Source organism: Algibacter lectus (genome assembly GCF_004368925.1).
Lineage (GTDB): Bacteria > Bacteroidota > Bacteroidia > Flavobacteriales > Flavobacteriaceae > Algibacter > Algibacter lectus.
The window spans coordinates 920,948-934,375 of the sequence record NZ_SORL01000008.1; the positions used below are offsets into that span (position 1 = coordinate 920,948).

Annotated in this window: 15 protein-coding genes; 13 read left to right on the forward strand and 2 right to left on the reverse strand. The window is 33.7% G+C overall.

Going from position 1 to position 13,428, the window contains the following annotated elements; genetic code table 11:
- Positions 1-3: 3 nt before the first annotated feature.
- Positions 4-1,050, forward strand: a complete 1,047-nt coding sequence (locus DFQ06_RS12340; RefSeq protein WP_042497586.1) for a sensor histidine kinase — start codon at positions 4-6, stop codon at positions 1,048-1,050.
- On the opposite strand, the gene DFQ06_RS12345 is transcribed toward DFQ06_RS12340, so the two are convergent.
- Positions 1,024-2,079, reverse strand: coding sequence for a glycosyltransferase (locus DFQ06_RS12345; protein WP_133967949.1), 1,056 nt, complete (start codon positions 2,077-2,079; stop codon positions 1,024-1,026). The genes DFQ06_RS12340 and DFQ06_RS12345 overlap by 27 nt on opposite strands.
- Positions 2,080-2,360: 281 nt before the next feature.
- Here DFQ06_RS12345 and trmB point away from each other — a divergent pair, with 281 nt between their 5' ends.
- From trmB to DFQ06_RS12400, 11 genes are all read left to right on the forward strand, one after another.
- Complete coding sequence (gene trmB, locus DFQ06_RS12350) at positions 2,361-3,035, forward strand: tRNA (guanosine(46)-N7)-methyltransferase TrmB (RefSeq protein WP_133967951.1); 675 nt, start codon at positions 2,361-2,363, stop codon at positions 3,033-3,035.
- Between the two features lie 2 nt (positions 3,036-3,037).
- The gene (locus tag DFQ06_RS12355; RefSeq protein WP_042504702.1) at positions 3,038-3,667 is read left to right on the forward strand and encodes a LysE family translocator; all 630 of its coding nucleotides are present in this window, start codon (positions 3,038-3,040) and stop codon (positions 3,665-3,667) included.
- 2 nt (positions 3,668-3,669) lie between these two features.
- Positions 3,670-3,999, forward strand: coding sequence for an MGMT family protein (locus DFQ06_RS12360; RefSeq protein WP_074937273.1), 330 nt, complete (start codon positions 3,670-3,672; stop codon positions 3,997-3,999).
- Between the two features lie 442 nt (positions 4,000-4,441).
- The gene (egtB, locus tag DFQ06_RS12365) at positions 4,442-5,590 is read left to right on the forward strand and encodes an ergothioneine biosynthesis protein EgtB (RefSeq protein WP_133967953.1); all 1,149 of its coding nucleotides are present in this window, start codon (positions 4,442-4,444) and stop codon (positions 5,588-5,590) included.
- Between the two features lies 1 nt (position 5,591).
- Positions 5,592-6,539: an L-histidine N(alpha)-methyltransferase gene (locus DFQ06_RS12370; RefSeq protein ID WP_042504704.1), complete on the forward strand. Its 948-nt coding sequence runs from the start codon at positions 5,592-5,594 to the stop codon at positions 6,537-6,539.
- Between the two features lie 46 nt (positions 6,540-6,585).
- Positions 6,586-7,320, forward strand: a complete 735-nt coding sequence (locus DFQ06_RS12375; RefSeq protein WP_133967955.1) for a flavodoxin family protein — start codon at positions 6,586-6,588, stop codon at positions 7,318-7,320.
- Positions 7,321-7,388: 68 nt separating this feature from the next.
- Entirely contained in the window at positions 7,389-8,051 is a 663-nt protein-coding gene (locus DFQ06_RS12380) for an aspartate/glutamate racemase family protein (protein ID WP_133967957.1), read from the forward strand.
- Positions 8,052-8,073: 22 nt separating this feature from the next.
- On the forward strand, positions 8,074-8,922 hold the full coding sequence (locus DFQ06_RS12385) for an SDR family oxidoreductase (protein WP_074937257.1): 849 nt from the start codon (positions 8,074-8,076) through the stop codon (positions 8,920-8,922).
- Positions 8,923-9,144: 222 nt separating this feature from the next.
- The gene (locus tag DFQ06_RS12390) at positions 9,145-10,281 is read left to right on the forward strand and encodes an Mrp/NBP35 family ATP-binding protein (RefSeq protein ID WP_074937553.1); all 1,137 of its coding nucleotides are present in this window, start codon (positions 9,145-9,147) and stop codon (positions 10,279-10,281) included.
- A 3-nt stretch (positions 10,282-10,284) separates the two neighbouring features.
- Positions 10,285-10,530 (forward strand): NifU family protein, encoded by a 246-nt coding sequence (locus tag DFQ06_RS12395; RefSeq protein ID WP_042504706.1) that lies wholly within the window; start codon positions 10,285-10,287, stop codon positions 10,528-10,530.
- Positions 10,531-10,709: 179 nt separating this feature from the next.
- Complete coding sequence (locus DFQ06_RS12400; protein ID WP_042504708.1) at positions 10,710-11,039, forward strand: 2Fe-2S iron-sulfur cluster-binding family protein; 330 nt, start codon at positions 10,710-10,712, stop codon at positions 11,037-11,039.
- 475 nt (positions 11,040-11,514) lie between these two features.
- On the opposite strand, the gene DFQ06_RS12405 is transcribed toward DFQ06_RS12400, so the two are convergent.
- On the reverse strand, positions 11,515-11,913 hold the full coding sequence (locus tag DFQ06_RS12405; RefSeq protein ID WP_074937254.1) for an SPOR domain-containing protein: 399 nt from the start codon (positions 11,911-11,913) through the stop codon (positions 11,515-11,517).
- 217 nt (positions 11,914-12,130) lie between these two features.
- On the opposite strand from DFQ06_RS12405, the gene DFQ06_RS12410 reads away from it, so the two are divergent.
- Complete coding sequence (locus DFQ06_RS12410) at positions 12,131-13,423, forward strand: c-type cytochrome (RefSeq protein ID WP_042497792.1); 1,293 nt, start codon at positions 12,131-12,133, stop codon at positions 13,421-13,423.
- Positions 13,424-13,428: the final 5 nt, after the last annotated feature.

Below are 13,428 nucleotides of genomic sequence, written 5' to 3' on the forward strand. Positions count from 1 at the left end.
GTAATGAAACAGACTAAATTTAAAAAATCGTATCGATTCGCGAGAGTTACGTCGTTTTATATTACCTTATATATAACGCTCTTATTGGGCGTTTTTTTATTTTACTTCTCTAATATTGAGTTATGGGAAATTCCCGTGCTTGCTATTAGTACCTATGTTTTCTGTTTTATTGTTATTCAATATCGAGTAGAGCGATTTATATATCGGCGTGTTAAAAAAATATACGACGATCTAACTTTACTAGAATCGGCAAAGCTTACCAAAGGTGCTATTACTACCGATATGCACACGCTTACTCAAGAAATAGATAAATTTGCACGCGATAAAAAGTTAGAAATAGAAACTCTTAAAGTTAGAGAGCAATACCGAAAGGAGTTTTTGGGAAATGTGTCTCACGAGTTAAAAACGCCATTGTTTACAGTACAAGGTTACATTTTAACCTTACTTGATGGAGCAATGGATAACAAAGAAATTCGCGAAAAATACTTAGAGCGTGCCAGTAAAGGTATTGAACGCTTAAGTTATATTGTGGAAGATTTGGATATGATTACCAAATTGGAAGTTGGAGATTTAAGACTTAAAATAGAAACTTTTAATATTGTAGAGTTGGTAGAAACAATTTTCGATATGCTGGAAATGAAAGCGGCAAAGAAGAAAATTACGTTAACCTTCGATATGAATTATAAAAAGCCAATATTTGTTAAGGCAGATAAAGAGCGCATTCAGCAGGTTTTAATTAACCTTATTGTGAATTCTATTAAATACGGAAGTGAAAAAGGTACTACTGAAATTAGTATCGAAAATTTAATAAAAAACAAAATTATTGTTCGGGTAACCGATAATGGCGAGGGTATTGCATCTGCACATTTACCACGATTGTTCGAGCGTTTTTATAGAGTTGATAAAACAGGTTCTAGAAAAGAAGGCGGTTCTGGGCTTGGACTTTCTATAGTAAAACATATTATTGAGGCACACCAAGAAAAAATATATGTTGAAAGTGAATACAGTGTGGGTAGTGAATTCTCATTCACCCTCGAAAAAGCTGAATAATTTTTTAAAGTCGATTTCAAAATCAAAAGCTTTTAATCCAGCATAACCGGTAATGTTTTCTAGCACTTTTATGTTAAAATCGTCCTGACTACAAGTTGGCACCAAGCGCATATCACTAAGTCGTTCTGCTAAATATTCTTGTTCAAACTGCCCTGGTGTAGGTATAAAAAGTGCTTTTTTATTTAGTTTCGCTAAATCCATTACGGTGGTGTAACCCGATCGAGAAACAATCAATTCGCTTTCATTTATTGTTTTTTCTAGTAATGCCGATGTCATAAAATTATAAATGGTCATGTTGTCCTTTACTTCCTTGGTTTGCTCATTTTCCATTACACCTTTCACAAAAACTACTTGGCCGTTAAAAACTTCCAATTTATTTAAAAGACGTTCTTCTAACATGGTCCGTTGTGGTTCTGGACCAGAGATTAGCACCATAACATCATTTTTAATTTCAGTCTCCTGTTTAGTAAAACGACTTAATGGCCCAATGTAAGTTGTAGGCAGTTCAAAACGTTTTACATGGCCTAGTTTTCCGCTTAAATTAATATCGCCCGGTGTATCGGGAACCCAACAGGCATCAAATTTATTAATAATTTTCTGATGCATTTTAGTGCTTAGCCAAGTCGTGCTACCACTCAAAACGTTTAATTGATGCGTAATAAAAACAGATGGCACTTTTTTACTCCTAACACCCAATCGGTTGTCCGATATAATCCCAGAAATACCCTCAGAATCAACAATGTTTTTAGTCGCTTTTTTTTCAGCCTTAATAGCTTGCATCAATTTAGGCGAATCTTTAATAAGTTTCAGCTTAAAATGCTTTCCGTTTTTAGCGTACGTTACGTTGTATGCAGGTAATTCAATGCATTTTAAATTAGGGAATTCCTTTTTTAACAAAGCCAAAGCTACGCCATCACTAGCAATTATAGGTTCGAAGTTGTTTAAAATTAATGCATTAATAATAGGTATACATCGCGTAGCATGCCCTAAACCCCAATTTAATGGCGCAACTAAAATTCGTTTTTTCATCAATTAAAATTCTAAATAAAAGCTTTTATTATGGCGTTACCACAAGGGTCGGGCTTTCCGCTATATCTTTTTTTATGCAACTTTATAAAGTTGGTTTTGTTAAATTACAGACAAACCAAGTGGTTATTGTCGGTTTTTTAAGTTTAATCTAGCAAAAAAAGGATGCCGCATCAATCCCTAACGCACTTTTCGGCAAATTCAAAGGTAAGCATATAAACACTTGGGTATATTTCCGTAATTTTACCAATTCAAAACTAATAATAACAAATAGTTAATATACTGTGGGTAGTAAAAATAAACTGAAACGATTTAGAGAAAACGAAACTTTTTCCAACGTGTTTCAACCATCAAGAGAAGAATTGGTAGAGTCAACTTTTAGTCTAAAGGGAGAATGGCGTTCTAAGGTTTTTAAAAACGATAATCCATTAGTTCTAGAATTAGGCTGTGGAAAAGGAGAATATTCGGTTGCATTAGCACAAAAATATCCAAATAAAAACTTTATAGGTGTCGATATTAAAGGTGCTAGGTTTTGGAGAGGCGCAAAAACAGCTATAGAAGAAAATATACCTAACGTGGCTTTTCTGCGTACGCAAATAGAACTTATCGATCACGCTTTTGCTAATAATGAAGTAGACGAAATTTGGATTACTTTCCCAGATCCACAAATAAAATACAAGCGTACCAAACACCGCATGACTAATGCTGTTTTCTTAGAGCGTTACAAGCAAATTCTAAAACCAGACGGTGTTATGAATTTAAAAACTGATAGCGAATTTATGCACGGTTACACACTTGGTTTATTGCATGGTGCAGGTCACGAAGTGTTGTATGCCAACCATAATGTTTACAAACAAGAAGGTAGCCCAGAAGAGGTAACAAGTATTCAAACCTTTTATGAGTCGCAATACTTAGAGAAAAATAAGGCTATTACCTATATTAAATTTAAAATCAAATAGTTTTGAATATTACATTTATCTTCTTTCTAGGGTTGGTTTTTGCGCTTGTGGGTGTTATTCCGCCAGGATTACTAAACATGACGGCCGCAAAAATTAGTCTAAAAGAAGGTCATGTTCGGGGTATTATGTTTTCTATTGGTGCCTGCGTTGTTGTAATTATTCAAACTTCTATAGCAGCGATCTTTGCGCGTTATTTAAGTAAAAATCACGATGTAATAGATGTGTTACAGCGTGTAGCGTTCGTTATTTTTGTTTTAATTACTATCTATTTCTTGTTTATAGCTAAGTCTGAACCTAAGGAACAGGTAGAACCCAAAATTAGAAGTAAAGGAAGTCGTTTTTTTCAAGGTTTGTTTTTATCCGGTATAAATGTATTCCCGATACCTTACCAAGCTTACATGACTATTACTTTGGCATCTTTTGGGTGGTTAGATTTTAGTCAAACCAGTATTATTTCTTATGTTGCTGGTGCAGCTATGGGGACTTTTGTTACGCTTTACATGTATATTTTCTTTTTTGATAAAATAAAGAGTAAAACATTAACGTCTCAAAAAAATATGAACCGCATTATTGGCAGTATTACTGGTATTATTGCAATAGTAACTTTAATAAATATTATTAGAGAAATATAACAATGAAACCGGAAACACTAAATTTTTTCGATAAAGTTTACCAAGTGGCTAAGCAAATTCCATTTGGCCGTGTTACTAGTTATGGAGCTATTGCCAAATATTTGGGAGCTGCAAGAAGTTCTAGAGTGGTTGGTTATGCCATGAATGGTTCTCACGGAAAAGATGTTCCTGCCCACCGCGTGGTAAATAGAAAAGGTTTACTAACTGGTAAACATCATTTTGACGGAACCAACCTTATGCAACAACTTTTAGAAAGTGAAGGTATAGAGGTTGTCGATAATCAAATTCAAAATTTAGACAAGGTTTATTGGGATCCTTCCGAGCATTTATAAAAGATTACCTCATGCTTTTTATTTTAATATTTAATTACCATTATTAAATAATAGCTTTCCACAGGCATTCCTTATAATAAGCGATAACCAAGTAAATCTGGTTTTTACGATTTGGAATTGGTTTCAATTTATTCTATTTTTATAGGCAGAGGGTTTTATGGATACGTTTCCATAGGTAAATTACGCTATTAAATTTGTAGTGGTTTCAATTTTGGTTTCTTCAAATGTTAAGTTTTTGAAGTGCTTGTAGATCAATTGAAAAACTTCAAAACTCAACTTACTCCATCATTTTTTTGGTCTGTTACACATTATGTTTTTAGAGAAAAACTCGGCATAGTTATGCTATTTCTGTAAGTGTTTGGGTTTTATTGAGACTAGTTATGATAAAAGTTACGTCATTTAACCTCTGTAGAATAATACAAATTTCACGTTAATAAAATTTATGATTATAAACGAAAAGTATCAAAGTATTAGACAGCAAACTATAGATTTTTGCAGTCATTTACATCCAGAAGATTATGCTATTCAGGTCGTTAAATTTGCGAGTCCTGCAAAATGGCACTTGGCCCATACCACTTGGTTTTTCGAAACCTTTATATTAAAAGCAGAACTTGATGGTTATGTTGAGTACGATTCAAACTTCAATTTTTTATTCAATAGCTATTATAATAATGTTGGTAGTCGAGTATTGCAATCTAACCGAGGTAATATGTCTCGCCCAAGTACGAATACTATTTTTGCCTACCGAGATTATGTAGATAAGCATATGTTGGATTTTTTTGAAACCAATCCAAAACAGAAACTATTAGATTTAGTGGATTTAGGTCTAAATCACGAACAGCAACATCAAGAATTACTAATTACCGATGTAAAGTATATGCTTGGACACAATGCATTGTTTCCTGTTTTTAATAAAGATTTTAATTTAGTAAAAGATAAAAACACTGCAGTCGATACTGTAAAAATATCAGCAGATGTTTATAAAATAGGATATCAAGACAGAGGGTTTTGTTATGATAATGAATTAGGTGTGCATAAGGTGTATGTACCCGATTTTGAAATAAATAACTTTTTGGTAACCAATGGAGATTATCTGGCTTTTATGGAAGCTGGTGGTTATTCCGATTTTAATCTTTGGTTAGACGAAGGTTGGGCTTGGGTAAATGCAGAGCAAATTAAAGCACCCATGTATTGGCATCAAATAGATGGAGAATGGCATGTTTATACGCTTTCTGGGTTGCAAAAGGTAGATAAAAATGCTGTTTTAAGCCACATTAACTTTTACGAAGCCAATGCTTATGCTGAGTGGAAAGGTATGCGATTACCAACCGAGTTTGAGTGGGAAGTTGCTGCCCAAAAGTTAGATTGGGGCAAACGTTGGGAGTGGACCAGTAGTGCTTATTTGCCATACCCTAATTTTGTAAAAGAGAATGGAGCGGTTGGAGAGTATAATGGCAAGTTTATGAGTAATAAAATGGTATTAAGAGGTGCTTCGGTTGCGACATCTCAAAACCATAGTCGAAAGACGTATCGCAATTTTTTTCATCCTTCGGAACGCTGGCAGTTTACCGGAATAAGATTAGTAAAGTAATATGATAGAAGTTTTTAAGAATGAAGTCGATAAAGGATTACAGGCAGATAGTAAAACATTACCATCAAAATATTTTTATGATAAGATAGGCGATGCGCTTTTTGTAGAAATTATGAATCTACCGGAATATTATCTAACCCGATGTGAGTTAGATATTTTCCAGAATAAAACTCAAGAGCTTATTGAAGCCTTTAGCGTTTCAACAGAATCTTATTTTGAGTTGATAGAGTTAGGAGCTGGAGATGGCACAAAAACAAAAGAACTACTTAGGTCTTTAGATGCTCAAAATTATAATTTCGATTATTTTCCTATCGATATTTCTTCCAATGCATTGAATTTATTGGAAAAAGATTTAAAAAATGAGCTTCCAAATTTGTCTGTGCAAATTCAAGAAGGCGATTATTTTAAAGTTTTAGCGTCCCTAAAGGAGAGTAAGAAACCTAAAATAGTATTGTTTTTAGGGTCTAATATTGGTAATATGTCTGATGATATGGCTGCCGATTTCATATATAGCTTGGGGTCTAACTTACAGGCTGGAGATAAACTCTTGTTAGGCGTAGATTTAATAAAGGCGAGACATGTTGTGCTTCCGGCTTATAATGATAGTCAGGGTGTCACGGAAAGATTTAACCTTAATTTATTAGATAGAATTAATAATGAATTAGGAGGGAATTTCAACCTTAATCAATTTAAACATCAGCCAGAATATGATGAGCTTGAAGGTGTTGCCAAAAGCTTTATTGTGAGCACAGCTAATCAGACTGTTGAGATTAATGCCACCGGAAAAACCTATAATTTTACTGAAGGAGAAAAAATTCATACTGAAATATCTAGAAAATATAATGATGCGTTAATTGAGAAAATAATCGAGAAAACCGATTTTAATCTTGAAACTAAAATACTAGATAGTAAAGCTTATTTTGCAGATTATATTCTTAGAAGAGATTAAAATATGATGTTTTGAATAATAGAATTTAATAACTAAACCGAAAGCTATGAGCGAGAAAAGATTTAAAGACCTGAAAGCAATTTATGTAAATTGTACACTGAAGAAATCTCCAATGGAGAGTCATACATCTAAACTCATAGAGGTTTCAAAATCTATTATGAAGAGCGAAGGTGTTTCTGTAGAAGATATTCGATTTATAGATCATGATGTTGCTACTGGTGTTTATCCAGATATGAAGGAACATGGATGGGAAAAAGATGAATGGCCAGAGCTTTTTAAAAAAATATTTGATGCCGATATTCTTATTGTTGGTACACCTATTTGGCTTGGAGAAAAATCGTCTATTGCTCAAAAATTAATTGAAAGATTGTATGGTATGAGCGGGCAAACAAACGATAAAGGACAATATAGTTTTTATGGTAAAGTTGGCGGGTGCATGGTAACTGGTAATGAAGATGGTGTAAAACATTGTGCTATGGGTATATTGTATTCGCTTCAGCATGTTGGGTATTCTATACCGCCACAAGCCGACTGTGGATGGATTGGAGAAGTAGGACCCGGACCAAGTTATGGTGATACTGAGTGGAAGGGCGAAAAGTTAGAAAAACCAATGGGTTTCAGCTCTGATTTTACTAATCGTAACACAACATTTATGACCTATAATTTATTGCATTTAGCGTCCATGTTAAAAAAACAAGGTGGATACCCTAGTTATGGAAATTCTAGAGAAGACTGGGACGATGGAACAAGATGGAATTTTGATAATCCTGAATACCGTTAAAAACTAGTTCGTTAAATCTATGTTTTTCAGAAGAAAACTAATTTTAATTCTTTTTAAATAAACTTAATGTGGATAGTGTGAAACTTGCTGTTTTAGGTCTTGGAAGCCAAACGACCACTTTTTATATTAGTGAGTTGAATAGGCTATATAATGAAAAACATGGTGGTTATAGTACTTGTCCATTTATTATGTGGAATGCGAATTTCGATGCTATAAATTCACTTTTACCAAATATCTCAGAGGAACTAAATGTGCTAACTCAAGATTGTATTAACGAAATAGAAAAATTAGATATATCACATGTTTTGGTTCCTAATATCACTTTGCACGAAAGTATAGATCAAATAGAGGTTCAGAAAAATATTTTGCATCCGGTCTATTTAACGGTTGCAAAAATTAAATCGCTAAATCTTTCAAAAATTGTTTTAATGGCTTCGGAATACACCATGAATTCAGCATATATTCGTTCTGTGTTCACCGCAAATGGAATAGAAATAGAAATTCCTTCGCAAGAAGATCGAGTTCAAATTGATACATTTCGAAAACAAGTTTATGCTAAACAAGAAAGCCAAGCAGGCATAGTCAGTTTTCAGAAAATCATCGAAAAATATACAATTAAAAATACCGTTTTGTTGGCTTGTACTGAATTGTCTATTTTTAAACCGAAGAATAATACACGCTTTTTAGATATGGTGGAAATTCAAATAAGAGAAGCAATAAGCCTTGTGTAAAATTTTAAAATATAATATTAATATGAAAATAGCAGTAACTTCAGCAAACGGAAAATTAGGTTCTACCATTGTAGAAAATCTAATAGAACTGGTGGGAAAAGAGCATGTTATAGGAATTGCCCGTTCACCAGAAAAAGCAAAACACCTTGGCATTGAAATACGAAAAGGCGACTATAATAGTCGTGAAGAATTTGATGCCGCATTGCAAGGTATAGATGTTGTTATGTTGCTTTCGGGAATGGATGAGCCTGATAAAAGAATTCAACAGCACCGCAATGTTATAGATGCTGCCGTTAGTAATGGTGTTAAAAAAATAGTATATACTAGCATTGTTGGCGATGAAAAAAATACGGCTTTTAGCCCTGTAGTGCAGAGTAACAGACAGACAGAAAAGGATGTACAGAACTCAGGTCTTGATTACGCTATTGGTAGAAACGGTATCTATATTGAGCCCGATTTAGAATATTTAGATACTTACATTGAAGAAGGTGAAATTAGAAATTGCGCTGGCGATGGTAAATGTGCTTATACGAGTAGAGCAGAGTTGGGGTTTGCCTATTCTAAAATGTTGATAGAAGATAAGCATAACGGGAAAATCTATAATCTAGTTGGTCATGCTATTTCACAGAGTGAGTTGGCAGACTATATAAATCTAGTTTTTAATACTAAACTGAAGTTTACTCCAGTGTCGGTAGCGGCTTATTTGTATGAAAGAAAAACGGCATTGGGTGATTTTCTTGGAACCGTAATTGCTGGAATATACGAAGGAATAAAAAATGGATCGAATAATGTGCTTTCAGATTTTGAATTGGCAGCTGGTCGACCACATAAATCTGTTGAAGATATTATGAGGGTTTACAAGGAAGAGTAACCACCGAGAGCGTTTTCTTTTATTAAAATTGTTAGATTTCAACCTAAAAAAGGTTGTTTTTAATGCGTTTTAGTATAAATAGCTATTTTCAATTATAACATAAGTAAAACTTCTAACTTAGGTATTAAGACTTCCATCGATATTATTTATCTTTGTAAATTATAATTATTCTCAATTAAGCGGTGGTCAAATATGCTGGCTGCCAATATTATTACACAAGCAATGAAATTAAATAAACAAGATATATTAAAAGCGCTTGAAACTATTACTGTTCCTGGCGAAGGGCAAAATATGGTTGAAAGTGGTGCGGTAAAAAATGTAATAACTTTTGGTGACGAAGTTATTGTAGATATCACAATTAACAACCCAAGTTTACAAGCAAAAAAACGTACAGAAGTAGATGTATTAAAAACAATACACGAGCAAGTTTACGAAAAAGCAAAAATTACAGTTAATGTAAAAGTTGATGCGCCTGCTAAACCAAAGACTAATGTAATTAAGGGGAAACCGGTTGCCGGAATTCAAAATATAGTTGCAATAGCATCGGGTAAAGGTGGTGTAGGGAAATCTACGGTAACTGCTAATTTAGCTGTTACTTTAGCTAAAATGGGCTTTAATGTTGGTATTTTAGATGCAGATATTTACGGGCCGTCTATTCCAATTATGTTTGATGTGGCTGATGCAAAACCTTTGGCCGTAAACATTGAGGGTAAATCTAAAATGAAGCCTGTTGAAAACTATGGTGTTAAAGTATTATCTATTGGCTTTTTTACGCAACCAGATCAAGCTGTTGTTTGGCGTGGACCTATGGCGGCAAAAGCACTTAATCAAATGATTTTTGATGCACATTGGGGTGAGTTAGATTTCTTACTATTAGATTTGCCTCCGGGAACGGGAGATATTCACTTAAGTTTAATGCAATCGCTACCTATTACAGGAGCTGTTGTTGTTAGTACACCACAAAACGTGGCTTTGGCCGATGCTAAAAAGGGTGTAGCTATGTTTCAACAAGAAAGCATTAATGTGCCTGTTTTAGGTATTATTGAAAATATGGCGTACTTTACTCCAGCAGAATTGCCAGATCATAAATATTTTATCTTCGGAAAAGAAGGTGCTAAAAACTTGGCAGAAGATTTAAAAGTGCCATTTTTAGGAGAAATTCCGTTAGTACAGAGTATTCGTGAAGCAGGTGATGTTGGTCGTCCAGCAGCTATGCAAAAAGGAACACCTTTAGAGCAAGCTTTTGAAAAATTAACGCAAAATGTAGTGCAAGAGGTTGTTAGAAGAAATGACGATTTACCACCTACAGAAGCAATTAAAATTACAACAATGGCTGGATGTTCTGCCGTAAAAAAATAAGATATGACCAGCGAAGAAGTAAGATTAAATGTTGAAAAAGCATTAGAAGAAATTCGTCCGTTTTTACAAAGTGATGGCGGGGATATTTCGTTATTATCTATTGAAGATAACGATACATTAGTAAAAGTACAATTACAAGGAGCCTGTGTTGGGTGTTCAGTAAATCAAATGACATTGAAATCGGGTGTTGAAATGACTATTAAAAAGTATGCACCACAAATTGAAAAGGTTGTTAATATTGAAATTTAATAGGTTAATATCAGTATAATTTATAAATAAAGAATCTTCAATTTGAAATAAATGAAGATTCTTTATTTTTTTATAAAGGTTTCTATTTTCTGTTAGAAAAGTATTAAAATTAAAGCGACAAAACTTAAATTTGTGGCACGACTTATGACGTATCACTAATTGAATTACAAAACAGTACTATGCAAGACATAAATATTAAAATTACCGATAGAGATGGTGTAAAACACGAAATTGTTGCCCCTACAGATATGGCAATGAATTTAATGGAAGTTGTTCGTTCTTACGAGTTGGCTCCAGAAGGAACTATAGGTATTTGTGGAGGTATGGCTATGTGTGCATCATGCCAATGTTATGTGACTAGTGATACAGAATTACCGGAGATGGGAGATGATGAAGAGGCGATGCTGTCTGAAGCTTTTGATGTTAAAGAAAATAGTCGTTTAGGTTGTCAAATTCAAATGACGCCGGAAATGGAAGGTCTTGAAGTAGAACTAGCTCCAGAAAGCTAGTATTTGGCACTGTTGTGCTTTAGTTTTTTTTAAAATATTACATACAGCATTCCTAATAAAGGAAAGTTAACCAAATTTGAAGTTTAATTTCTTGTTGGGTTTGTTTTTTCCTTATTAGGAATGTTTTTTTATGTTCTAATACTTAGGTCTCTAATGTGATTGCCTCGCTGTAATTTCTTAATTAAGAAATGGTTTCAGCTTATAAAAGAAGTCGCGTTTGAAAATTATTCAATTTAGAGAAACTTCACTTATTTCTATAATAAACTGTAAACAAAACGTTTCCCTTGCGTCTTAATCTCCAAAGAAGTTATTCATAGTTTTAATTTAGAAAAACGTTATCTCTAAAATTTGTTGAGTTTAGAGATAGCAATTTTGAATTATAAAGTAATGATTAGAAAATAGATCAAATAAAAAAAGTTGTCATATTCGTTAAAATAGACAACTTAGTTTATGGGGTTAAAAAGCAGAAATTGCTTTAGTTTTTTTCTTTCTTCGGCTTAAAAATGAAAGCACTAGGGAATTTTTTCTTAATTTTTTTAAGTGCGCGATCGGCTTCTAAACGTGTGGTGAAATTACCAGCCCAAATTTTAAAATTTGGTGTTTCATATTCTATAGATGGATTCCACTCAGAGAACGATTGGTTAAAATCTGCTTTTGCATTTTGAGCGGCAGAACGATTTCCAGAATAGATTTGGATTTTATAACGATCGGAATCATGCTCGTTTTTATTCATTTCCTTTTTTAAATCTAGTAAAACGGCTATGTTTTGATCTTGATTTAAAGAAACATGGCCTTCTTGCGAAAAACTTATTGTTGATGTTAACAATAGAGTTAATACGGGTAACAAAGTTAATTTTGTTTTCAATGAGTTCATTTTCAAATTATTTTGTGCAAAGATATACGATGCAATTAAATTATCAGTTCTTTTATTTATTTAGAATCTCTCTAAATTACCAATTATACCTACGCTATCATTTCTAAAATCGACTTTTAATATTACTTTTGCGAGAGATTTTTTTAACTGTATTTTTTTTCAATTATTAGTAATGAAAAAATCATACCAAAGTTTAGAAGTTAATTTAACCAACAATATGAGACAGGTGATTCACCGTATATTAAGTAAAAACACTCTTAGTTTCAGCTTAATTATTTTATTAGCGTTTACATCAGTCCTTTCTGCACAGGAAGGCGATCCAGCAAAAGGAAAATCTTTATTCAATGCCAATTGTGCGGCTTGTCATCAATTAGACAAGAAAATGACCGGGCCGGCTTTACGTAATGTAGAGACGCGTTTGTCTGACGAGCAAGGCTTAGATCGTGATTGGATTCACGCTTGGGTACGTAATAGTTCAGGACTTATTAAATCTGGCGATTCTTATGCCAATAAGGTTTACAATGAGTACGGTGGTGCTGCCATGACAGCTTTTCCTCAGTTATCTGATGATGATATTAGCAATATTTTAGCATACACTGCTGAAGAAAAGAAAGCGCCAGTTGCACCTGCAGGTGGAGCGGTTGTTGCTCAAACATCTGAAACGTCAGGAGGGATTTCAAACGAAATTATTTTAGGAGCCTTAGCAATCTTGTTTATGCTTCTAGCTGCCGGATTGTATTTAGTGAATAAAACACTACGCCGTTTTGCAACAGCTCAAAATATAGAATTGCCTGAAGATTCAAAAAGAACTCCAATTTGGAAAGCATTTGTGCAAAACCAATTTTTAGTAATGGTTCTTACAATATTCTTTTTACTGTCGAGTGCATATTTTGTTTACGGGTATTTATCTCAAATTGGGGTAGATCAAGGTTACCAACCAGTACAGCCAATTCACTTTTCGCATAAAATACATGCCGGTGATAATGGGATAGATTGTAAATACTGTCACTCTTCTGCAAGAGTTAGTAAAACATCTGGTGTGCCTTCATTAAATGTTTGTATGAACTGTCATAAATCTATTTATGAATACAATGGCGAAACATCTCCAGAATACTCTAAAGATTTCTACGATGGTGAAATTAAAAAATTATATGCTGCTGCGGGATGGGATGATGCCGAGCAAAAATATACAGGTGAGTCTAGTCCGGTAAAATGGGTTCGTATTCACAACTTGCCAGATTTCGCTTACTTTAACCACTCGCAACACGTAACTGTTGCAGGAGTAGAGTGTCAAACATGTCACGGTCCTGTACAAGAAATGGAAGTTGTTTATCAACATGCTCCATTAACAATGGGATGGTGTATTAACTGTCACAGAGAAACTGATGTTAACGTAAAAGATAATGCTTACTATACTAAAATTCATGATGAATTATCTAAAAAGTATGGTGTAGATCAGTTAACAGCGGCTCAAATGGGTGGGTTAGAATGTGGTAAGTGTCACTACTAAAAAAA

Excerpts from the sequence above, each read along its gene's own strand:
- DFQ06_RS12340 (WP_042497586.1), top strand. The coding sequence starts at position 4 with ATGAAACAGACTAAATTTAAAAAATCGTATCGATTCGCGAGAGTTACG.
- DFQ06_RS12345 (WP_133967949.1), bottom strand. The coding sequence starts at position 2,079 with ATGAAAAAACGAATTTTAGTTGCGCCATTAAATTGGGGTTTAGGGCAT.
- DFQ06_RS12360 (WP_074937273.1), top strand. The coding sequence starts at position 3,670 with ATGAAACCGGAAACACTAAATTTTTTCGATAAAGTTTACCAAGTGGCT.
- egtB (WP_133967953.1), top strand. The coding sequence starts at position 4,442 with ATGATTATAAACGAAAAGTATCAAAGTATTAGACAGCAAACTATAGAT.
- DFQ06_RS12370 (WP_042504704.1), top strand. The coding sequence starts at position 5,592 with ATGATAGAAGTTTTTAAGAATGAAGTCGATAAAGGATTACAGGCAGAT.
- DFQ06_RS12375 (WP_133967955.1), top strand. The coding sequence starts at position 6,586 with ATGAGCGAGAAAAGATTTAAAGACCTGAAAGCAATTTATGTAAATTGT.
- DFQ06_RS12385 (WP_074937257.1), top strand. The coding sequence starts at position 8,074 with ATGAAAATAGCAGTAACTTCAGCAAACGGAAAATTAGGTTCTACCATT.
- DFQ06_RS12390 (WP_074937553.1), top strand. The coding sequence starts at position 9,145 with ATGAAATTAAATAAACAAGATATATTAAAAGCGCTTGAAACTATTACT.
- DFQ06_RS12395 (WP_042504706.1), top strand. The coding sequence starts at position 10,285 with ATGACCAGCGAAGAAGTAAGATTAAATGTTGAAAAAGCATTAGAAGAA.
- DFQ06_RS12400 (WP_042504708.1), top strand. The coding sequence starts at position 10,710 with ATGCAAGACATAAATATTAAAATTACCGATAGAGATGGTGTAAAACAC.
- DFQ06_RS12405 (WP_074937254.1), bottom strand. The coding sequence starts at position 11,913 with ATGAACTCATTGAAAACAAAATTAACTTTGTTACCCGTATTAACTCTA.
- DFQ06_RS12410 (WP_042497792.1), top strand. The coding sequence starts at position 12,131 with ATGAGACAGGTGATTCACCGTATATTAAGTAAAAACACTCTTAGTTTC.